Origin of the sequence: uncultured Sulfitobacter sp. (genome assembly GCF_947500075.1) — a bacterium.
GTDB lineage: Bacteria > Pseudomonadota > Alphaproteobacteria > Rhodobacterales > Rhodobacteraceae > Sulfitobacter.
The window spans coordinates 499189-519685 of record NZ_CANMQS010000002.1; the positions used below are offsets into that span (position 1 = coordinate 499189).

A 20497-nucleotide genomic window follows, 5' to 3' on the forward strand; every position below is an offset into this window, starting at 1 on the left:
GGTCGGGACATGGCTGAAACCACATTCGAAGAAGACACAATGTCAGTGGCCGAGCGTATGGCCGCCGAAGCGCTGATCGTGGATGTGGACGGCTTTGAAGGGCCGCTGGATGTGCTGCTGACGCTGAGCCGGACGCAGAAGGTGGACCTGCGCAAAATCTCCGTGCTGCAACTGGCGCGGCAATATCTGACTTTCGTGGAACGCGCCAAGGCGTTGCGGCTGGAACTGGCGGCGGATTATCTGGTGATGGCCGCGTGGCTGGCGTTCCTGAAATCCCGCCTGCTGCTGCCCCCCGATCCCGAAGAGGAAGGCCCGTCGGGCGAAGAACTGGCCGCCCATCTGGCATTCCAGCTGGAGCGGTTGCAGGCGATGCGCGATGTGGCGGCACGACTGATGGCGCGCGACCAGCTGGGGCGCGATTTCTTTGCGCGCGGCCAGACCCATGAGGTGCAGCGCACCCGCCGCGTGACCTATACCGCAACGCTGCTGGACCTGATGCAGGGCTATGCGCGCATCCGCACCCGCGACGAATTCCGCCCCTTCGTGATGGACCGCGACGCGGTTTTCACCATGGAACAGGCGCTTGACCGGATGCGCGGGTTGATCGGCTTTGCGGGCGATTGGGGCGATTTGATGAGCTTTCTGCCCGAAGGGTGGGAAACCGACCCGGTGCGGCGGCGCTCGGCCACGGCATCGACCTTTGCAGCCTCGCTTGAACTGGTAAAGGAAGGGCATCTGGAGATCCGGCAATCGGAGACCTTTGCCCCCATCCAGTTGCGTAAAAAGGATTAAGGCCCGTGTCGGAAGACTATGAAGATCAAGAAGAAAGCCTGTTTGAAGCCCCTCCCATGGCCGAACAGGAGCGGATGATCGAAGCGGTGCTCTTTGCGACCTCCGAACCGATCACGTTGAGGGAGTTGGAATCGCGCATGCCGCATGGATGTGACGCGGGCGAAGCGATGGTGCATCTGCGCAAGCGTTATGAGGGGCGCGGGGTGCAGGTGCAGAAGATCGGTGACGGCTATGCCATGCGCACGGCGGCCGATCTTGGGTTTCTGATGCAGAAAGAGACGGTTGAGGTGCGCAAGCTGAGCCGCGCCGCGATCGAGACGCTGGCGATCATTGCCTATCACCAGCCCGTCACCCGCGCCGAGATTGAGGAAATCCGGGGCGTATCCGTGTCGCGCGGCACGGTGGATCAGCTGCTGGAACTGGAGTGGATCCGCTTTGGCCGGCGCAAGATGACGCCGGGCCGCCCGGTGACCTTTGTGGTGACCGAAGGGTTTCTTGATCACTTCGGCCTTGAGAACGCCCGTGATCTGCCGGGGCTGAAAGAGCTCCGCTCTGCCGGGTTGCTGGAGAACCGTCCGCCGCCCAGTTTGCTGCCCACAGCCGGCGATGGGGAAGATGAGGAAGAGGCGGCCACTGGTCAAAGCGAGCTCTTTGAGGATTAGACCGCCTGAAAATCGCCGCATTGGGCCCTATATTGTACAGTGAGGCAGAAAACGAGGCACCAGATGAACCAGATCATCAATATGATTATCCGTCAGGTCATGCGCCAGTTGATCAACCGTGGGGTCAGCGCGGGTTTTGATCAGGCGTCGAAGATGGGCAAGAAGCGGGGCGCGCAGGCGGAAGAGCCGGCGCCGGAAGAACTGACGCCGCAGGAACGCCGTCAGCGCAGGCAGGCCCGTCAGCAGGCGCGGCAGGCCAAACAGTCGATGAAGGCGATGGGGCGGATCAATCGGTTCTGACGCGCCGGTGGCGGCTGTTTTGCCAAAACAGATTTCAATGAGGGCCAGCCCTCATACTCCCGGGTTTCTTGAACCATTTGGAAGGGGCGCAGAGGGATGTGCTTCCGCCTGTCGCTCAGGGCGTTTTGAAGTGTTTGCTGAGTTTGAGGCCCTGACCCTGATAGTTTGACGCGATGTCAGCGCCATAGAGTTGGGTGGGGGGCTCGGCCATGCGCTCATAGACGAGGCGGCCCACGACCTGCCCGTGTTCCAGCACAAACGGTGCCTCATGGCAGCGGACTTCCAGCACACCGCGCGATCCTGCGCCACCTGCTGCATCATGGCCGAAGCCGGGGTCGAAGAAACCGGCATAGTGGACGCGGAATTCGCCGACCATGGCAAGATAGGGCGCCATTTCCGCTGCGTGATCGGGCGGGATGGTCACAGCTTCGCGGCTGACGAGGATGTAGAAGGCACCGGGGTCGAGGATGATCTGACCGTTGTTGCTGTGGACGTCTTCCCAATAGTCGGCGGGCGCATAATATCCAATGTTATCAAGGTCGATGACGCCGGTATGGGGTTTGGCGCGGTAGCCCACGAGCGTGGTGTCCGGCAGCCGCAGATCAACGGAGAAGCCCAAGCCATCGTCGATCACCGCGTCACCGTTCACCAGCGGGGTGCGGGCGTGCAGCGCGGCAAGTGCGCTGTCATCAAGTCTGGCGTTGCCTTGCCCGAACCGGATCTGATTCAGGCGCATGCCGGGGCGGACAAGGACGGAGAAGGAACGCGGGCAGATCTCCGCATAGAGCGGGCCGGTGTAGCCATCCGCGATCCGGTCGAATTCCGTGCCACCATCGGTGATCGTGCGGGTCAGCAGATCCAGCCGCCCGGTGGAGCTTTTGGCATTGGCCACGGCTGACATGCCCGCAGGCAGCGCCAGCCCCTCCATCAGCGGCACCACGTAAACGCAGCCCTTTTCCAGAACGGCACCGTCTGAGAGGTCGACGCGGTGCATCTCGAATTCGGCCAGCCGATCGGCGACGCGGGCTCCGTGGCCCGCCAGAAACGACGCGCGCACCCGGTAGGCCACCGTGCCCAGCCGCAAATCAAGGCTGGCGGGCTGGATCTGTTCGGGGATCACAACCGGATCCGCCGTGATGGCACCATCAGCGATCATGTGTTCGATCTGCTGGTTCGGGATGACGCCTGATTGGCTCATGCAAAGGCCCTTTGCGCAAAAGCAAACGCCCGCGTCGCCGGGACGCGGGCGGTTTGATGTCGGTTGGTCGGGCTAGCAGGACTCGAACCTGCGACCTTCCGTCCCCCAGACGGACGCGCTACCAGGCTGCGCCATAGCCCGACATCCGCCGTGTCATACCTGATCTTGCCCGGTGTGCAAGGGCGAAATGCGACCCCGAACATGCGCCTTCAGCCTTTTGCAGCGCCACCCCGGCGCGCGCCTTGCATCCGGTCGCGCAGCACCGTGAGTTCTTGCAGAAGCGGGGCCACATCGCGGGCCTGTGCAGCGCTCAACCCCGGCAGGCGGAAGGCCGCGGTGAGGGTGGAGGGCGCGGCGGCGATCTCCGCTTCGGGGGTGAGAGGTGGCATGTCGATGATGCGCGGCTTGGGGGCGGGCGCGGGGGCCTCAGCCGCAGGCTCTTGCGGCTCTGGTTCTGGCTCCGGCTCTGGCTCTGGTTCGGGCGCAGCTGTGTCCTCAGCCGCGATTTCCTGTTCTTCTTCAGCAGGTTCATCTGCTTTTGATTCCGCAACCTCGACAGGCTCCGGGCTGTCTTCGGCAGCAGGCAGGTTGTCGGTTTCGGCCGCCTCGGCCTCTGGTTCAAGCGGTTGCTGGACAAAGTCAGGCAGGGCGCTTGTTTCCTCCGCCTCTGGTTCTGCGACGCCCGGGGGGGGCGCATCTGGTGGTGCTTCCGCCTGAACTGCCTCAGGGGCCTCGGCCTCCGCCGGTGCCTTGTCTGCTTCGGCCTCAGCCTCAGCCTCAGCCGGAGCAAAGTCGAGCACCACAGCAGTCTCTTCCTCGATGATCGTCTTTTCGGGGGCCTGTGCGGCTTCCTCCATCTCGATCAATTGATCATCCAGCGGTGCTGACATGTCCGAGACATGCCCCATCCCCTCTTCGCGCAGGATTTTCTGGACGCCTTTGATCGTCAGCCCGTCTTCGTGCAGCAACTTCTTGATGCCGCCCAGCAACAGCATGTCGGCAGGCCGGTAATACCGCCGCCCGCCTGCGCGTTTGATCGGCTTGACCTGGGAAAACTTGCTTTCCCAGAACCGCAGCACATGCGCCTGGACGTCAAGCCAGTCGGCAACTTCGGAAATCGTGCGAAAGGCGTCGGGTGACTTGGGCATCAGTTCAGGATTTGTCTCCGCTGGCGACCCGGTCCTTCATCAGGTGGGAAGGCCGGAAGGTCAGCACGCGGCGCGGGCTGATGGGCACTTCTTCGCCGGTCTTGGGGTTTCGGCCCACACGGGCGGTTTTGTTGCGCACCGAAAAGGTGCCAAACGAGGAAATCTTGACCTGCTCGCCGGAGACGAGGGCATCGGACATATGATCGAGGACAGATTCGACCAGTTGCGCGCTTTCGTTTCGGGACAGACCCACCTCGCGGAAAACAGCTTCGCTCAGGTCCATGCGCGTCAAAGTCTTGTTGGTCATTCCATCCCCCATGTTTATTTTCAGCAACCATAAGGGCCACGGATTTTCAGAGTCAATATCAATGACTTGCAGAGCGGCGCATAAGCGGCTGTTTTCCGGTGCGGATTTGCCTACCAGCGCAGAACGACAGCACCCCAGGCCAAACCGCCGCCAATGGCTTCGGTCACGATGAGGTCACCCGGTTTGATCTGGCCCCGCGTCCGGCCCACCGACAGCGCCAGCGGGATGGAGGCCGCAGAGGTGTTGCCATGGTCCTGCACGGTCACCACGACACGGTCCATCGGCAGGTCAAGCTTCTTGGCGGTGCCCTGAATGATGCGGATGTTGGCCTGATGGGGCACGATCCAGTCGACGTCATCGGCGGTGACATTGGCGGCTTCCATCGCGGTTGTGGCGGTCGCCGCCAGCTTGGCAACCGCATGGCGGAACACCTGATTGCCCTGCATGCGCAGATAGCCGGACGTGCCGGTGCTGACACCGCCATCGACATAAAGCAGGTCGCGGTAGCGCCCGTCAGAGTTGAGATCGGTCGACAGGATCCCGCGGTCCTCGGCCGTGCCATCGCCCTCTTGCGCTTCAAGGATCAGCGCGCCTGCACCATCGCCAAACAGCACGCAGGTCGAACGGTCTGTCCAGTCCATGATGCGGCTGAAGGTTTCTGCGCCAATGACCAGAACACGCTTGGCCTGACCGGAGATAATCAGCGCGTTGGCGTTGCTGAGCGCATAGACGAAGCCTGCACAAACCGCTTGAACATCGAAGGCGAAGCCCTTGTTCATATTGAGTTCTGCCTGAACCATCGTCGCGGCGGACGGGAAGGTCAGATCAGCTGTTGAGGTGGCCAGAACAATCGCGTCGAGGTCATCTGCTTCGATGCCTGCATCTGCCAAGGCGGCACGCGCAGCGGCGGTTGCCATGCTGGATGTCGTCTCTCCCTCCGCCGCGAAATGGCGGCGTTCGATGCCGGAACGGGAGCGGATCCAGGCGTCATCGGTGTCGAGCGTTTTCTCGAATTCGGCGTTCTCCACGACACGTTCCGGGAGGTAATGGCCGCACCCAATTACAACAGCACGTTTGGTCATCCAGTGGCCTCTCCATCGGGCAGAGTGGCTGCCACACGTGCGGCCAGTTTATCGTTGAATTTGCTCTCCGCCAATTGGGCGGCCAGCTTGATCGCGGCGGACACACCCGTCGCATCGGCAGAGCCGTGGGATTTGACCACCGTGCCATTGAGGCCAAGGAACACCCCGCCGTTGACCCGGCGCGGATCAATCTTGCGCCGCAGCCGCATCAGGGAGGTATAGGCCAGCAGAGAGGCGAGCCGGGACAGCGGCGAATACTCAAACGCTTCGCGCAGCCGGTCGCCGATCAGGCTGGCCGTGCCTTCGCCGGTTTTGATTGCCACGTTGCCGGTGAACCCGTCTGTGACAATCACATCGACACTGTCGCCAGAAATATCGCCCCCCTCGACAAAACCCACGAATTCAAAGCCCGCATCCTCATGGCAATCGCGAATCAGATCATAGGCTTCCCTGAGCTCAGACCGGCCCTTGTGTTCCTCGGTACCGACATTCAGCAGCCCCACGCGGGGGCGTGGCAGGTCCAGACCGTTGCGGGCATAGGACGTGCCCATCAGCGCAAAGCGCAACAGATCATCGGCATCGGCGCGAATATCCGCGCCTACGTCGAGCATCACGTTGAAACCCTGGGGATTCGCGGATGGATAGAGGACCGCAATGGCCGGGCGGTTCACACCGGGCAGTTTGCGCAGGCGGATCATTGACATGGCCATCAGCGCGCCGGTGTTGCCGCAGGAGACGGCCACCGATGCCTCACCCGAGCGGACGGATTCGATGGCGGACCACATGGAGGTGTCCTTGCCCGTGCGCACCACCTGGCTGGGTTTGTCGTCCATCTCCACCACGTCGGTGGCATGGCGGACTTCGCAGCGGCCCGTCAGTTCCTTGCGGCGTGCGACCAGAGGTGCAAGCTGCGCCTCATCTCCATGAAGAATAAAGGAAATGTCATCATTCAGGGTCGCAGACAAAGAACACCCGGCAACAACGGCTGCCGGGCCTTCGTCACCCCCCATCGCGTCAACAGATATGCGGGTGCGTGTGGCTTTCGCTTCAGAGTGATCGGTCTGTGCCGTCATCGGTGCGAATGCCTCTATGATGTTGCGCTGAAACGATGATCAGGCCGCTTAGGCCGCGTCGTCTTCCAGATCAATCTCCTCGGTCAGGGCGACAACTTCGTTATCGTCATAGTGACCGCAGGATGCACAGATGTGGTGCGGACGCTTCAGTTCACCGCAGTTGGAACATTCGTTCGGGTTTGCGGCGACAAGCGAATCGTGGGCGCGGCGGTTGTTGCGGCGCGATTTGGAGACTTTATTCTGCTGGACAGCCATGTCTGGTGCCTTTGTCGTTTGGGGGCCGCACGTCCCCGGATGGGAGGTCGCAGCCGTGTTTCATTCAGGTCCCGATTGGGTATTACGCCGCTTTATGCGAGGGGCCGCGCGATGTCCAACCCTAAGTGAGGTGAGGCGCGCAAAATACTGTGAAAGTGCAAGGATGCAAGCCCTGTCTTGGGCGCACAGGCCGGTGGGAAGCCTGCGCCCTTTATCGGGCTTCAATCCTTGTCGTCTTCCAGTGCATCCCGCAGGCCTGCAAGCCCCGCAAAGGGCCGTGCATCTTCGTCCGTCATGGGTGTCTGACCCGGTTGGGTATAGACCATCTGCCCCAATGCCGCGTCATCCTTGCGCGGATAGTCAGGCAGGGCGAGCGCCAGCGCTTCCTGCATGACCTCATAGGGATCAATCCAGGCACCCAGGGCCTCAATCGTATCGTCCTCGGGCATTTCGACTTCGGGATCGTCGGGATCGCTGTAATCCGACAGGAACCGGCGGGTGACATTGGTATCCACACGGGTGGTCACAGGTTCCAGCGTGACCACACAGGCCTGTACCGCAGTCGCCCCCAGCCGGGCATCGAGCTGCCAGTCGGTCTTGCCCATGGGCCTGATCTGGCCCTCAAAGCTCAGTTTTCGCAGGGCGTTCAGCCCCAGAGCCCGGGCAATCTCGGCCAGCGCACCGGCGTCTGGCCGGTAGCTGAACCCGTTCTCGGTGGCGGTCGACAGATCGGCAACACGCAGGGCTGTGGTGCTGGGTGGGGTACGTGACATGCAACTACCTGCTTTCGTTTCTTGAACCTCAGGGGCGCGATGGTGTATGCGACATAGAAGCGGGAAGTTTGAAGAGCAAGAGGCCAGACCATATGCGCATGAGCAGCCGCAGCAGGCAGATTGCAAAACGGGCTTCCGTTTTGGCGTTGATAATTGCAGTGGGCGCCTGCACCCCGCAGTTCAGCAATCACGGATATATCCCGCCGCAAGAAGAGCTTGACCTGATCGAGGTCGGGGCGGACACACGGGCCAGTGTGGCAGAGAAGGTGGGCGTGCCTGCCTCCTCCGGGGTGTTGACGGAAGGCGGGTACTACTACGTCCGTTCCCGCAAGCGGGCGCTTGGATTCCTTGCCGCGCGGGAGATTGACCGCGAAGTGGTGGCCATCAGTTTCTCTGCCAGTGGCGTTGTGCAGAATGTGGAACGGTTCGGATTGGAACGCGGGCAGGTTGTGCCGCTGTCGCGTCGGGTGACATCCTCGCCGGTCAGCAACCGGACGTTCCTGCGTCAGCTTCTTGGCAACATCGGGCGTCTGGGCCCTGCCGGACTTGGCGGCGGCTGATTGATTGGTCTGGTGACAGGGCCTGCGTCACTGGCGTGTTACATTTTTGGATCAGAGGGTAACCTGCGCCGCATGAAACATGCGCGGCGGCATTTGAGATGGAGTGCACCATGATCCGATTGCACAAGGGCCGTTATGTGGCACGCACGGCAAACGGCGCTGGGGATCTTGCCGCCGCACAGGCACTGCGGATGGCGGCATTCAAACTGCCCGGCGTCGACAGTGACCCCCACGACGCGCGCTGCACGCATATCCTTGTCGAAGATACCACAGATGGCGCGCTGGTCTGCACCTACCGTTTGCTGGCCCTGCATGGGGCCGATCTGGCGGACAGCTATGCCGCGCAGTTTTATGAATTGAGCGCCTTGCAGGCCTATGAAGGGCTGATGATGGAACTGGGACGGTTCTGCGTGGCGCCTGACCGGCGCGACCCGGATATCCTGCGGCTGGCCTGGGCCGCGATGACGGAATACGTTGACGCCCATGATGTGCAGCTGCTGTTTGGGTGTTCGTCCTTTGCAGGGATCGAGACGGAACACTACCTGGACGCCTTTGCGATGCTGCGCGCGCGCCATCTGGCGCCCAAGCGCTGGCTGCCCAGGGTCAAGGCGCCGGATGTGTTCCGCTATGCCGCCAAGCTGCGGCGCAAGCCGGACGTGCGCAAGGCGATGCTGCGCATGCCGCCACTGCTGCGCACCTATCTGATGATGGGGGGCTGGGTCAGCGATCATGCGGTGGTCGATCACCAGATGAACACGCTGCATGTCTTCACGGGGTTGGAGATCGGGGCGATTCCCGCGGCACGTAAGCGGTTGTTGCGGGCGTTGGTTTAAAGAGATTCTAGGCCTCTGGCAGGGTTTTTTGAACCATTTGGAAGGGGCGGGGCGTTGTCTTTTGCCAGTGGGGCGGCTAGCTGCGGGGGATGGTACGTACACCTCTCTTGCAGCTCACTGATATCTCTCTGACATTCGGGGGGGATCCGGTCTTTGACGACCTGTCTCTGGTGGTGCAGCCCGGTGACCGGATTGCGCTGGTGGGGCGCAACGGGTCCGGGAAATCGACGTTAATGAAAGTCATGGCCGGTTTGGTGGAGCCGGACCGGGGGGATGTGATCCCCGGACAGGGTGTCTCTGTGGGGTATATGGAGCAGGACCCAGATTTGAGCGGGTTTGAGACGCTGGGGGACTTTGCCGCCCATGCGCTGGAACCCGGCGAGATGTACAAGGTGGAGCGCGCAGGCGCGGGGTTGAAGTTTGATCCTGACCGCAAGGTGGCGACCGCCAGTGGGGGGGAGCGCAGGCGCGCCGCATTGGCGCGGCTGATGGCCGAAGCGCCGGGGTTGATGTTGTTGGATGAGCCGACAAATCACCTGGATATTCAAGCGATTGGCTGGCTGGAGGAAGAGCTGCGGCAGACCCGGTCGGCCTTTGTGCTGATCAGCCATGACCGGGCGTTTCTGCGCGCGCTGACGCGGGCGACGCTGTGGGTGGACCGGGGCGATGTGCGCAGGCAGGACAAGGGGTTTGAGAACTTCGAGGTCTGGCGCGATGCGGTCTGGGAAGAGGAAGACACCCAGCGGCACAAGCTGAACCGCAAGATCAAGGCCGAGGCGCGGTGGGCGGTTGAGGGGATCTCGGCCCGGCGCAAGCGCAATCAGGGGCGGGTGCGGGCTTTGCAGGATTTGCGCAAGCAGCGGGCGGATCAGATCACCCGGCAGGGCACGGCGGCGATGGCGCTGGATGCGGGGCCGAAATCGGGGCGGAAGGTGATGGAAGTCATTGGGGTTTCCAAGGCTTTTCAAGAGGTTGAGATTGTGCGGGATTTTACCCTGACAGTGCAGCGGGGCGACCGGATTGCTCTGGTGGGGCCCAATGGGGTGGGCAAGACCACGCTGCTCAACATGCTGATTGGGCGCGAAGCGCCGGACAGTGGGACCATCAAACTGGGCACCAATCTGGAGCTTGCCTTGTTCGATCAGGCCCGCGCGCAGCTGGATGGGGATATGTCGCTGTGGGACAGTCTGACGGGCGATCCGGAGATGCGCGTATCTGGCAAGGCCGATCAGGTGCTGGTGCGTGGCAACCCCAAGCATGTTGTTGGATACCTTAAGGAATTTCTGTTTGATGAGGGGCAGGCACGGGCGCCGGTACGCTCCCTTTCAGGGGGAGAGAAGGCGCGGTTGCTGCTGGCCAAGATCATGGCGCGGCCGTCGAATGTGCTGGTGCTGGACGAGCCGACGAATGATCTGGATGTGGAGACGCTGGACCTGTTGCAGGAACTGCTGGGCACCTATGACGGCACGGTCATTCTGGTCAGCCACGACCGGGATTTTCTGGACCGGGTGGCGGCCACCACAATCGCCATGGAGGGTGACGGGAAGGCCACGGTGTACGCGGGCGGATGGTCCGATTATCTGGCGCAGCGGGGGATGGATGACTTTGCGGGCAGCGTCGTGCCTTCGAAGAAAGCGGCGGCGAAAACCAAGGCGGAAAAGACAGCGCGCGGTGGGTTAACCTTTACCGAGAAACACCGGCTGGAGGCGCTGCCGGGGGAGCTGGAACGGCTGGAATCGGAGATTGGCAAACTGGAGGGGCTTTTGGCCGATCCGGCGCTTTTCACGCGGGAGCCGGTGAAGTTCAACAAAGCCACGCAAGCCCTTGTAGAGAGACAGGAAAAGCTGGCCGCCGCCGAAGAGGAATGGCTGATCCTGGCCGAAAAAGCCGAAAACTAGCCACACCGCCCGTTAGGGGTTTGTTCATCGTCACAGCCCGTACACGCCCCGTGCACAGGCTGTACACAACCTGTACAGCAAAAAGTTAACGCGGGGCCGCTGGCGTGCCCATGACGGTGACGCCGGAGGCGACGTTTTTGGTGACCACGGCACCGGCGCCGATGATGGCTTCGGCGCCGATCTCAACCCCCGGCATGAGGATCGCACCCGCGCCGATCCAGACGTCCGCACCGATGGTCACGGGCAGGGCGATCTCAATCCCCGCGCGGCGCTTGGCGGGGTCCTTGTGATGCTGGGCGCAGAGGATCTGCACGCCGGGGCCGATCATCGTGTGATTGCCGATGTGCACCGGGGCGGAATCGAGAATGGTGCAGCCTGCATTGATATAGACCGTGTGGCCGAGATGGATGTTGAACCCATAGGAGCAATGGAAGGGGGATTCGATGTAGCAATCCGCGCCATGCACCGCGAAAAGATCAGACAGCGCCGCGCTGAGCGAGGTGCGGGTGTCGGGGGCGGCCTGGTTGTGGGCGTGCACAGCAGCCCGCGCAGTGCTGCGCCACATCTCAAGCGCGGGATCGAGACAGGAGTACCATTCCCCGGCGGCCATTCTGTCGGTTTCGCTCATCGCATGCGCAGTGCGCCGTCGAGACGGATCACTTCCCCATTCAGATAGCCCATTTCGACAACGAAGGCGGCGAGGCGGGCGTATTCGCCTGGGTCGCCCAGACGGGCGGGGTTGGTGACTTCGGCGGCGAGGCTGTCCTGCACCTCTTGCGGGAGGCCCTTGAGCATGGGCGTGGCGAAGATGCCCGGCGCGATGGTCATCACGCGGATACCGTCCTTGGCCAGATCGCGGGCCATGGGCAGGGTCATGCCGACGATGCCCCCTTTGGAGGCGGCATAGGCGACCTGGCCTTTCTGCCCGTCAAAGGCGGCGATGGAAGCGGTGTTGATGATCACCCCGCGCGCGCCGTCGGGTTCGGGGGCGTTGGACGCCATGGCGGTGGCCGCGAAACGCGCGATGTTGAAGGTGCCGGTGAGGTTCACGTCGATGGTGGTTTGCCATGCCGGCAGCGGGTGTGCACCGTCGCGGCCTGTGGTTTTGGCGGCGATGGCGACGCCTGCACAGTTCACGGCGGCGGTGAGGCCGCCCATCTTGTCCTGCGCTGTCTGGATGGCGTTTTGAACGGAGCCCTCATCGGTGACGTCTGTTTCTACGAAAAAGCCGCCAATCTCTTCGGCCACCTGCGCGCCACGGGTGGCGTCGCGGTCAAACAGGGTCACTTTCGCGCCCTGGGCTGCGAAATGGCGGGCGGTGGCTTCGCCCAGACCGGATGCGCCGCCGGTGATGACGGCGGCGGTTGTGGTGATCTGCATGGGCGGCTCCTGCTTTTTGAACGGGTGTTCAGAAAATCACGGGGCGCGCCGGGGTGCAAGGGGGGACCAGCGCAGCCATGTGCCGCCCGTCGGGGTCGCGCGGGCACCGGTGCGGGATTTGAAGCGGGTGAGATTGGGGGTTTTGGGATCGGTGCGGCCCAGATCGAGGGTGGTATGGCCGAGCCGCGCAAGCTGGGTCATGGCGGTATAGAGCGTGAGGTTGTGGGCGTGGTGGGCGCGCCCCTCTGCCGTGGTGTGGCCGATGTGGTAGCTGGCGCGCTGGCCGTGGGTCAAAAACAGCATATGGGCGATTGCGTGACCGTGCAGGGTGGCGGTGAAGAGGTGTGTTTGCCTGGGCGCGACAGTGGCGAAAGCGGTGGTGAGGGCGCGGGGCCAGTTCTGGTAGCCGGCTGTTTTGGATTGGTTTTCTTCGAGCGTCAGCAGGGCGTGATCGGGGGGCAGGCGGCTGGTGCGGATGCGCAGCGGGCTGGCTTCGACGTGGCGCAGCTGGTTGCGCCATTTGGGGTGGAGTGCCGCGCGCAGGTCGCCGGTGAGGTCCAGATGCAGCAAGGTTTGGGGCGCGCTGATGCGCAGGGCGCGCGGGAGGGGGGCTTGGGTTTCGGGAGAGAGGAGCAGCGGGCGGCGGTGCAGGCCGCGCGCGCGCAGTTGGTCGGAGAGGTCGGGGGGCGGCGCGGCACGGGGGAGCATCAGGAACGGCACGCCCAGCAGCGGGCGGTTGAGCAGGGTCAGGCCGCAGGGCAGGGTGATCGGGCGCTGGCCGCACAGGCGCAGGGCAGCGGCGAAGGCGGGGTCCTGAAGGAGCGCGTGGGTGTGTGCGGGGGCAGCGTCAAACATGCCGCGCAGTTTGGGCGCGACATGGTTAAGGAGAGATTACCCGATCTGCACAAGCGCGTGGCGCTTTTTGCCGGCCGACAGTTTGATCGGGCTGGCAAGTGCGGCTGCATCCAGCATCATGCCGGCGTCCGTCAGCGGCGCGTCGTCGATCTTGGCCCCGTTTTCCGCAATCAGGCGTTTGGCTTCCCTGCCGGAGCCTGCGAGGCCGGATTTGACGATGAGTTGCACAATGGAGATGCCGTCACCCACGTCCGCCGCCGACAGGGTCAGGGTGGGCAGATCATCCCCCACGCCGCCTTTTTCAAAGACCTCGCGTGCGGTCTTCTCTGCTGTGGCGGCAGCGTCCGCGCCGTGCAGCAGGGTGGTGACTTCGTTGGCGAGTTTGATTTTGGCGGCGTTGATCTCCGCCCCTTCGAGCGCGCCGAGGCGGTCGCATTCTTCCACCGGCAGTTCGGTGTAGAGCTTGAGGAAACGGCCCACGTCCGCGTCGGTGGTGTTGCGCCAGAACTGCCAGAACTCATAAGGCGACAGCATATCGCCGTTGAGCCAGATCGCCCCGCCCTGGGATTTGCCCATTTTCTTGCCGTCCGAGGTGGTCAGCAGCGGCGAGGTGAGGCCGTAGACTTCGCCGTCGATCACCCGGCGGGTGAGGTCGATGCCGTTGACAATATTGCCCCATTGGTCGCTGCCACCCATTTGCAGGATGCAGCCGTAGCGGCGGTGAAGCTCCATGAAATCATAGGCTTGCAGGATCATGTAGTTGAATTCTAGGAAGGACAGCGACTGTTCGCGGTCAAGGCGGGATTTGACGGATTCAAAGGAGAGCATCCGGTTGACGGAGAAATGCCGCCCGATGTCGCGCAGGAAATCGAGGTAGTTCAGGTTGTCGAGCCATTCGGCGTTGTTGAGCATCAGCGCGTCAGATGCGCCTTCCCCGTAGGTCAGGTATTTCTCAAACACCTGCTGCATGCCCGCGATGTTGGCGTCAATCTGTTCGGGGCCGAGCAGGGGACGTTCATCCGCGCGGAAGGAGGGATCCCCCACCTTGGTGGTGCCGCCGCCCATCAGGGTGATCGGTTTGTGCCCGCATTTCTGCAACCAGCGCAGCATCATGATGTTCAGCAGGTGGCCCACATGCAGCGATTGCGCGGTGGCGTCATAGCCGATGTAGGCCGGTTGGGTGCCTTTCATCAGTGCCTCATCCAGCCCCTGATAATCGGTGCAATCGGCGAGAAAGCCGCGCTCTTTCATCGTGTGGATGAAGGCCGATTTGGGATGGTAGGTCATGACGTCTTGCCTCGGGCTTGGAATGCGGGGCAATCTATAGGCGGTGCGTCGTCAAAGGGAAAGGCCCGCGTAGAGACATGAGCAGGGCCATTGGCAAGACAGGTGCGGTGCGCGCCTTGGGAGCGATGTCGGGCACATCGCTGGACGGGGTGGATGCGGCGGTGCTGGTCACGGACGGGCGCGATATTCTGGGGTTTGGAGAGACCGGGTATCGGGGCTATTCGGAGGCGGAGCGTGCGGTGCTGGCGCGCGCCTTGGGGCGCTGGGATGGTGCGGAGGTGATGGCGGCGGCAGAGGTCGTGGACGCCGCGCACCGGGCGGTGCTGGGCGGCTTTGAGGGCATTGATATCATTGGTTTTCATGGGCAGACCCTGGCCCATGCGCCGCGCACGCGTGGCACCTTGCAAGTGGGCGACGGGGCGGCTTTGGCGGCTGCTTTGGGTGTGCCGGTGGCGTGGGATTTCCGCTCAGCGGATGTGGCGTTGGGCGGAGAGGGCGCACCGCTGGCGCCGTTCTTTCACCATGCCTGCGCGCGGTACATCGGGGCAGAGGCACCGGTGGCGTTTTTGAACCTGGGTGGTGTGGGGAATGTGACCTGGGTGGATCCGGGTGTGGCAGAGCCGGAGACGGAGGGGGCATTGCTGGCGTTTGACACAGGGCCTGCAAATGCGCCGCTGAACGATTTGATGCAGGCGCGGCGCGGGGTGGCGTTTGACAAGGGTGGTGCGCTGGCGCGGCAGGGGCAGGTGGAGACGGGGGCGTTGGAGTTGTTTCTGGCGGAGCACTATTTCGCCCGGATGCCGCCGAAGTCACTGGACCGCAATGATTTTGCGCAGATGATCGGGCTGGTGGGGGAGCTGGCGGATGCCGATGCCGCAGCGACCCTGACGGCCATGTGTGCGGCGGGCGTGGCCGAAGCGATGCAGCATTGCCCGTCTGCCCCATCAGAGGTGCTGGTCACAGGCGGCGGGCGGCACAATCCGGTGTTGATGGAAATGCTGGCGGCGGGGCTGGAGTGCCCGGTGCGCCCGGTCGAAGCGGTCGGGCTGGATGGCGATATGCTGGAGGCGCAGGCCTTTGCTTATCTGGCGGTGCGGGTGGCGCGGGGGATGGCGACGTCTTGTCCGGGCACGACGGGGGTGCGGGCGAGCGTTGGGGGCGGGACGGTGTCTTTGCCGTAGGCGAGCAGCGCTGCGGGTCTCACCAAACCAGAGGGTCTGGAGCCGCCCTTGCATGACCCTTTGTCTGCACCATCCTCCAGCCCTTCCAAAGTAAAATAGACCGTATCCCGCAAGCGGGTCCCTCGGCGATTTTTCTTTGCAAGGTCTTGAGGATAGTGCCGCCACGTGCCACGCAAGGGCGGCTCCAGACCAGATGGATTGGCAGGACGGACGGGCGCGCGTGGCGGGGGGATCAGCAGACCGTCGACGCGGGCGCGCGGCGATAGGTGGTGTCGCGGTGACCGGCCACGGATTGGATGACGCAGATGATGTCGCCTGCTGCCACGGTGGGGCGGGCTTGCAGGGGGCCGAGGGAGTGGGTTTGATCCTCGAATGTGACGGTCAGGAACCACTGGTCGGGGCCAGCGTTCATTTGGCGTTCTTCTACTTCGATGACAGTGGCGCGCAGGGTGGTTTCCGTGGCGCGGCTGCGGTCCCAGGCGGCAATGGTCAGGCCAATCGCGGCGGCACCCAGAAAGAGGGGGAGACGTTTGGTCATGGGATGGTGAACGCCGGGTCTGCAAGGGTGAAGCCGTCGAAGCTGAAGCCGGGGGAGACGGTGCAGCTGACGAGGGTAAAATCGCCCGTTGTTTCAGCCGCTTGCCAGTGATCGCGTGGCACGATGATCTGGGGTGCGCCTTGGGTCAGGTCCGGGGTCAGCAGATGGGTCCTGGCTGGGCCTGCATCGGTGGCGGACATGTGCAGGTGGAGCGGCGCGCCGGCGTGGTAGAGCCAGATTTCGGTGGCGTCGACCCGGTGCCAGTGGCTGCGTTCACCCCGTTGCAGCAGGAAGTAGATGCAGGTGCCGCTGGGGCGGCCATCGCTGGTGGTGTCCACCCAGGTCTGACGGTAATGCCCGCCTTCGGGGTGCGGCGCGAGGTCCAGATGGGTGATGATCTGCGCGGGCGTCACAGGGCCTTCTCGAAAAACAGCAGATGCGGCAGCAGGTCTTCGGGTATGGGCTGATAGGGACCGCGCCGGGTGAAACCGAGTTTGTCGTAGAGCTGTTTGGCGCCCGGCAGGTGGGTGGAGGTGTCGAGGACGACACGGGCAAAGCCGTCGGCCTTTGCCTGATCCACCAGGACGCTGCACAGGCGCGCGGCGATGCCCTGGCTGCGGTGGGTCTGCGGCACGAAGACACGTTTGATTTCAGAGGTTTGCGCGTCCAGCGCATGGCTCATCCCGCAGCCTGCGGGGGCGCCTTGCGCGTCGCGGGCCAGCAGGATGATCCCCTTGGGGCGGGCGTGTTCATCGGCCAGCCTGTCCATGAGCGTGGTGTATTTGGGTTCGGGATAGAACCGTTCTGTGATCGCCAGATCCACAGGGTTGTTGTCGATCAGGGCCTGCCGATAGTCCCAGCAGAGGGCCCGGACGGCGTCCAGATCCTCTGCCGATGTGACGGATGTCAGGGTGAACGCCATCACCGCAGGATAGAGCGGCCGGCGTATTCGGCGGCTTCGCCCAACTGCTCTTCGATGCGGATGAGCTGGTTGTATTTCGCCAGCCGGTCGGAACGCGCGAGGCTGCCGGTTTTGATCTGCCCGCAGTTGGTCGCGACGGCGAGGTCCGCGATGGTGGCATCCTCCGTCTCACCTGAGCGGTGGGACATGACGTTGGTCATCCGCGCGCGGTGGGCCATGTCGACGGCTTTGAGGGTCTCGGTCAGCGTGCCGATCTGGTTGACCTTGACCAGCATGGAGTTCGCGCAGCCTTTCTCGATCCCCATCGCCAGACGCGCGGGGTTGGTGACAAACAGATCGTCGCCCACCAGTTGGACTTTGTCGCCGATCAGATCGGTGAGGGCTTTCCAGCCGTCCCAGTCGTCTTCGGACATGCCATCTTCGATGGAGATGATCGGGTAGTCTTTCACCAGCGCCGCGAGGTAGGCGGCGTTTTCATCCGAGGAGAGGGAGGCGCCTTCGCCGGCCATCTCGTATTTGCCATCCTTGTAGTATTCGGTTGCCGCGCAATCGAGGGCGAGGTGGATGTCATCGCCCGGTTTATACCCTGCCTTTTCAATGGCTTTGAGGATGAAATCCAGCGCATCGCGGGTGGACGACAGGTTGGGCGCAAAGCCGCCTTCGTCGCCGATACCCGTGGAGAGGCCTGCGGCGGACAATTCGCCTTTGAGGGTATGGAAGACTTCGGAGCCCATGCGCACGGCTTCGCGGATGTTCTCCGCCGCGACGGGCATGATCATGAATTCCTGAATGTCGATAGGGTTGTCCGCGTGTTCGCCGCCGTTGATGATGTTCATCATCGGCACGGGCAGCACGCGGGCAGAGGTGCCGCCGACGTAGCGGTAGAGCGGTTGCGTGCAGTAGTCTGCCGCTGCCTTCGCCGCTGCGAGGGACACGCCAAGGATCGCATTCGCCCCGAGGCGGGATTTATTGTCGGTCCCGTCAAGCTCGATCATCGCGGCGTCGAGTTCGACCTGATCGGTGGCATCGAGCCCCAGCAGGTTCTCCGCAATCTCTCCGTTCACCGCCGCGCAAGCGCCCAGCACGCCTTTGCCTTTGTAGCGCGCCTTGTCGCCGTCGCGCATCTCAACCGCCTCATAGGCGCCCGTGGAGGCCCCCGAAGGCACCGCCGCGCGGCCCATGGTGCCGTCTTCGAGCGTGATGTCGACTTCAACCGTGGGGTTGCCCCGGCTGTCGAGGATTTCGCGGGCGAAGATGTCGATGATGGTGCTCATGGGCGGGATCCTTGGGATTGGCTGCGGGTTTGGCCGGGTTTTAGACCGATGGCTGCGCGTTGGAAAGGGCACGCTGGGTTTTGCGTTCGCGCAGGACGGTGTAGATGCCGGAGGCGACGATGATGGCCGCACCAGTGAGGGTGAGTGCATCGGGGGATTCGTCAAAGACCATGACGCCGATCACCAGCGCAAAGAGCATCCGCGAATAGCGGAACGGGGCGACAAATCCCAGATCGCCCAGACGGACCGCGGCGACAATCGCGTAATAGGCAAAAAGCCCGATGAAAAGCGCGCCGCAAAAGAGCAGCAGGGGCTGACCGACAGGCGCCACAGGGGGCTGTCCGCCCAGCCACAGCATCAGCGGTCCGGCGGGGATCACGGCCGCAAAACCCAGAAAGCTGAGCTGCATGGTGGAGATGGTGCGGGGCACCCGCCGGGTGGCAAGATCGCGCATGCCGAGGCCAAAGACCGCAATGACGGCTAGCAGGGACAAAGGCTCAAAACTGGCCATGCCGGGGCGGATGATCAGCAGGACGCCCATGAGGCCCACGGTGACCGCGCTCCACCGCCGCCAGCCGACCTGTTCGCCCAGAAAGATCGCCGCGCCCATGGTCACGGCAAGCGGGGTGGCTTGCAAAATGGCCGACGCGCTGGAGAGCGGCGTGAGCACGATGGCGGAGACGAAGGCCATGGTGCCTGCCAGTTCGCCCACGGCGCGCAGCAGGATCGGGATGCTGCGCATCTGCGGCACAAAGAGCGCATCCCCTTGCAGTTTGACCACGATGGCAAAGACCGTTGCCCCGCCAACCCCGAGCATGAACAGGATCTGGCCGATCGGCAGTACTTCTGCCACCAGCTTGATCAGCATGTCCTCCACCGCGAACCCGAGCATGGAGAGGACCATCAGGGCCGCGCCGCGCAGGTTGTCCATGGGATGTCCTTTCAAGGGGGGAGCCGTCGGGGCAGGGATGACCGTTTTGAGGGGCAAGGGCAAGGGGTGGTGGTGGCGCGCGCGGTGGGGTGGTAGGAGCGAGGTATGAGATGGCCCACCCTGACAAGCAGCCCCAAGGAGACCGCGCTGACGCTGGGTCTGGGGGCGTTGGGGGCGCTGGTGGCCTGGGGTGTGAATGCCCCGGTCTATATCCTGCTGGGGCCGGCCCTTGCCGTGACGCTTGCGGGGATCGCGGGGATGCGCACCAGCATTGACCCAACCCTGCGCAACACCTGTTTTGTGCTGTTGGGCACCGCCGTGGGTGCCGGGTTTGACCAGGATGCTCTGGGCGCGATGCTGCGCTGGCCACTGGCGTTTGTCTTCATGGCGGCGGTGATCTGGGCAATCATGGTGGCCTGCCGCGCGGTCTTGCAGCGGTTTTTCGGGTTTGATGCGCGCTCTGCCCTGCTGGCTTCCGCGCCGGGGCATCTGAGCTTTGTGATGGCGATTGCGGCAGAGACGCGGTCGGACGTGGCGCGCATTTCCGTAACGCAATCGGTGCGGCTTTTGGCGCTGACCCTGGTGGTGCCTTTTGCGGCGCTGGCGATGGGGGTTGATCTGGGCGGCAGGATGGTGCTGCCGGGGGCCGCGATGGCCTTGGGGCCGATGGGGGTGGTGATCGTGCTGGGTCTGGGGCTGGGCGTGATTTTTGGCAGGTTGAACGTGCCTGCACCGCTGCTGCTGGGGCCAATGGTGGTCTCTGCACTGGCGCATCTGACAGGGGTGGTCACGGGGACCTTGCCTGCATGGCTGTTGCTGCCGGCCTATCTGGTGCTGGGGGCGCTGATTGGCACGCGGTTCTCTGGCGTGCCGCTGGCGCGGTTTGTCAGCGGGCTGGGCGCGGGCGTGGTCATCACGGTGATTGCGGTGGTGATGGCCGGGCTGGGCGCGCTGCCTGTGGCCTGGGCCTTGGGCATGCCGCTGGCGCATGTGCTGGTGGCTTTCGCCCCCGGCGGGCTGGAGACGATGATCGCCATTGGTGTGGTGCTGGGGGTGATCCCCGGTTTCGTGGCCGCCTGTCACATCGCGCGGCTGCTGGTGCTGTCGGTCTATCTGCCGATGATGCTGGCCCGGTTGAACCCACGCTGAGGAGGGGTTAGATACCCATCACAACATTGGAGAATTCATGTCCCGGTCAGGCGGAGAGGTTTAAGGCCTCTCGACCCCATTCAGACAGTCTTGAGCCCC

24 protein-coding genes and 1 tRNA gene are annotated in these 20497 nt (G+C 63.4%); 8 read left to right on the top strand and 17 right to left on the bottom strand.

What is annotated here, in order from left to right; all coding sequences use genetic code 11:
• Window positions 1–9 precede the first annotated feature (9 nt).
• The 3 genes from Q1A91_RS07345 to Q1A91_RS07355 all read left to right on the top strand — a co-directional run bounded on the left by Q1A91_RS07345 (window position 10) and on the right by Q1A91_RS07355 (window position 1754).
• The gene (locus tag Q1A91_RS07345; RefSeq protein WP_299875058.1) at window positions 10–792 is read left to right on the top strand and encodes a ScpA family protein; all 783 of its coding nucleotides are present in this window, start codon (window positions 10–12) and stop codon (window positions 790–792) included.
• A 5-nt stretch (window positions 793–797) separates the two neighbouring features.
• Window positions 798–1454 carry an SMC-Scp complex subunit ScpB gene (gene scpB / locus Q1A91_RS07350; protein ID WP_299875060.1) on the top strand — a complete coding sequence of 219 codons (657 nt, stop codon included), beginning with the start codon at window positions 798–800 and terminating at the stop codon, window positions 1452–1454.
• Between the two features lie 63 nt (window positions 1455–1517).
• Window positions 1518–1754 (top strand): hypothetical protein, encoded by a 237-nt coding sequence (locus Q1A91_RS07355; protein WP_299875063.1) that lies wholly within the window; start codon window positions 1518–1520, stop codon window positions 1752–1754.
• Window positions 1755–1869: 115 nt separating this feature from the next.
• On the opposite strand, the gene Q1A91_RS07360 is transcribed toward Q1A91_RS07355, so the two are convergent.
• From Q1A91_RS07360 to Q1A91_RS07395, 8 genes are all read right to left on the bottom strand, one after another.
• Window positions 1870–2952: a 2'-deoxycytidine 5'-triphosphate deaminase gene (locus tag Q1A91_RS07360; protein ID WP_299875066.1), complete on the bottom strand. Its 1083-nt coding sequence runs from the start codon at window positions 2950–2952 to the stop codon at window positions 1870–1872.
• A gap of 64 nt (window positions 2953–3016) precedes the next feature.
• A tRNA-Pro gene (locus tag Q1A91_RS07365) sits at window positions 3017–3093 on the bottom strand.
• A 68-nt stretch (window positions 3094–3161) separates the two neighbouring features.
• A complete protein-coding gene (locus Q1A91_RS07370; RefSeq protein ID WP_299875069.1) occupies window positions 3162–4100 on the bottom strand; it encodes a MerR family transcriptional regulator in 939 nt (312 codons plus the stop codon).
• A 4-nt stretch (window positions 4101–4104) separates the two neighbouring features.
• A complete protein-coding gene (ihfA, locus tag Q1A91_RS07375) occupies window positions 4105–4407 on the bottom strand; it encodes an integration host factor subunit alpha (protein ID WP_299875072.1) in 303 nt (100 codons plus the stop codon).
• Between the two features lie 110 nt (window positions 4408–4517).
• Entirely contained in the window at window positions 4518–5489 is a 972-nt protein-coding gene (locus Q1A91_RS07380) for a beta-ketoacyl-ACP synthase III (RefSeq protein ID WP_299875075.1), read from the bottom strand.
• A complete protein-coding gene (gene plsX, locus Q1A91_RS07385) occupies window positions 5486–6562 on the bottom strand; it encodes a phosphate acyltransferase PlsX (protein WP_299875078.1) in 1077 nt (358 codons plus the stop codon). Before plsX ends, Q1A91_RS07380 begins: the two co-directional genes overlap by 4 nt.
• Before the next feature lie 48 nt (window positions 6563–6610).
• On the bottom strand, window positions 6611–6817 hold the full coding sequence (rpmF, locus tag Q1A91_RS07390) for a 50S ribosomal protein L32 (protein WP_299875081.1): 207 nt from the start codon (window positions 6815–6817) through the stop codon (window positions 6611–6613).
• 221 nt (window positions 6818–7038) lie between these two features.
• Window positions 7039–7590 (bottom strand): DUF177 domain-containing protein, encoded by a 552-nt coding sequence (locus tag Q1A91_RS07395; protein WP_299875084.1) that lies wholly within the window; start codon window positions 7588–7590, stop codon window positions 7039–7041.
• Between the two features lie 98 nt (window positions 7591–7688).
• Here Q1A91_RS07395 and Q1A91_RS07400 point away from each other — a divergent pair, with 98 nt between their 5' ends.
• From Q1A91_RS07400 to Q1A91_RS07410, 3 genes are all read left to right on the top strand, one after another.
• Window positions 7689–8150 (top strand): outer membrane protein assembly factor BamE, encoded by a 462-nt coding sequence (locus Q1A91_RS07400; protein WP_367278654.1) that lies wholly within the window; start codon window positions 7689–7691, stop codon window positions 8148–8150.
• A gap of 110 nt (window positions 8151–8260) precedes the next feature.
• Entirely contained in the window at window positions 8261–8983 is a 723-nt protein-coding gene (locus Q1A91_RS07405) for a GNAT family N-acyltransferase (protein WP_299875090.1), read from the top strand.
• Between the two features lie 89 nt (window positions 8984–9072).
• Entirely contained in the window at window positions 9073–10881 is a 1809-nt protein-coding gene (locus Q1A91_RS07410; protein ID WP_299875093.1) for an ABC-F family ATP-binding cassette domain-containing protein, read from the top strand.
• Between the two features lie 85 nt (window positions 10882–10966).
• Here the strand turns inward: Q1A91_RS07410 and Q1A91_RS07415 are convergent, their stop codons facing one another.
• The 4 genes from Q1A91_RS07415 to tyrS are packed head-to-tail and all read right to left on the bottom strand — an operon-like array spanning window position 10967 to window position 14403.
• Window positions 10967–11509 carry a sugar O-acetyltransferase gene (locus tag Q1A91_RS07415; RefSeq protein WP_299875096.1) on the bottom strand — a complete coding sequence of 181 codons (543 nt, stop codon included), beginning with the start codon at window positions 11507–11509 and terminating at the stop codon, window positions 10967–10969.
• Window positions 11506–12261, bottom strand: coding sequence for an SDR family NAD(P)-dependent oxidoreductase (locus tag Q1A91_RS07420; protein ID WP_299875099.1), 756 nt, complete (start codon window positions 12259–12261; stop codon window positions 11506–11508). The genes Q1A91_RS07415 and Q1A91_RS07420 overlap by 4 nt, the downstream gene beginning before the upstream one ends.
• A gap of 36 nt (window positions 12262–12297) precedes the next feature.
• Window positions 12298–13116 carry a GNAT family N-acetyltransferase gene (locus Q1A91_RS07425; RefSeq protein ID WP_299875102.1) on the bottom strand — a complete coding sequence of 273 codons (819 nt, stop codon included), beginning with the start codon at window positions 13114–13116 and terminating at the stop codon, window positions 12298–12300.
• A 36-nt stretch (window positions 13117–13152) separates the two neighbouring features.
• Window positions 13153–14403, bottom strand: coding sequence for a tyrosine--tRNA ligase (tyrS, locus tag Q1A91_RS07430; RefSeq protein WP_299875105.1), 1251 nt, complete (start codon window positions 14401–14403; stop codon window positions 13153–13155).
• 77 nt (window positions 14404–14480) lie between these two features.
• On the opposite strand from tyrS, the gene Q1A91_RS07435 reads away from it, so the two are divergent.
• Window positions 14481–15584, top strand: coding sequence for an anhydro-N-acetylmuramic acid kinase (locus Q1A91_RS07435; protein WP_299875108.1), 1104 nt, complete (start codon window positions 14481–14483; stop codon window positions 15582–15584).
• Between the two features lie 232 nt (window positions 15585–15816).
• Here the strand turns inward: Q1A91_RS07435 and Q1A91_RS07440 are convergent, their stop codons facing one another.
• The 5 genes from Q1A91_RS07440 to Q1A91_RS07460 are packed head-to-tail and all read right to left on the bottom strand — an operon-like array spanning window position 15817 to window position 19249.
• Window positions 15817–16122: a hypothetical protein gene (locus tag Q1A91_RS07440; RefSeq protein WP_299875111.1), complete on the bottom strand. Its 306-nt coding sequence runs from the start codon at window positions 16120–16122 to the stop codon at window positions 15817–15819.
• On the bottom strand, window positions 16119–16535 hold the full coding sequence (locus Q1A91_RS07445; RefSeq protein ID WP_299875114.1) for a cupin domain-containing protein: 417 nt from the start codon (window positions 16533–16535) through the stop codon (window positions 16119–16121). Before Q1A91_RS07445 ends, Q1A91_RS07440 begins: the two co-directional genes overlap by 4 nt.
• Complete coding sequence (locus Q1A91_RS07450; RefSeq protein ID WP_299875117.1) at window positions 16532–17044, bottom strand: GNAT family N-acetyltransferase; 513 nt, start codon at window positions 17042–17044, stop codon at window positions 16532–16534. The genes Q1A91_RS07445 and Q1A91_RS07450 overlap by 4 nt, the downstream gene beginning before the upstream one ends.
• Window positions 17044–18318 (bottom strand): phosphopyruvate hydratase, encoded by a 1275-nt coding sequence (gene eno, locus Q1A91_RS07455; protein ID WP_299875120.1) that lies wholly within the window; start codon window positions 18316–18318, stop codon window positions 17044–17046. Before eno ends, Q1A91_RS07450 begins: the two co-directional genes overlap by 1 nt.
• A gap of 40 nt (window positions 18319–18358) precedes the next feature.
• The gene (locus Q1A91_RS07460; RefSeq protein ID WP_299875123.1) at window positions 18359–19249 is read right to left on the bottom strand and encodes a DMT family transporter; all 891 of its coding nucleotides are present in this window, start codon (window positions 19247–19249) and stop codon (window positions 18359–18361) included.
• A gap of 105 nt (window positions 19250–19354) precedes the next feature.
• Between Q1A91_RS07460 and Q1A91_RS07465 the strand changes: the two genes are divergently transcribed.
• On the top strand, window positions 19355–20398 hold the full coding sequence (locus Q1A91_RS07465) for an AbrB family transcriptional regulator (protein ID WP_299875126.1): 1044 nt from the start codon (window positions 19355–19357) through the stop codon (window positions 20396–20398).
• The last annotated feature ends 99 nt before the right edge of the window (window positions 20399–20497 follow it).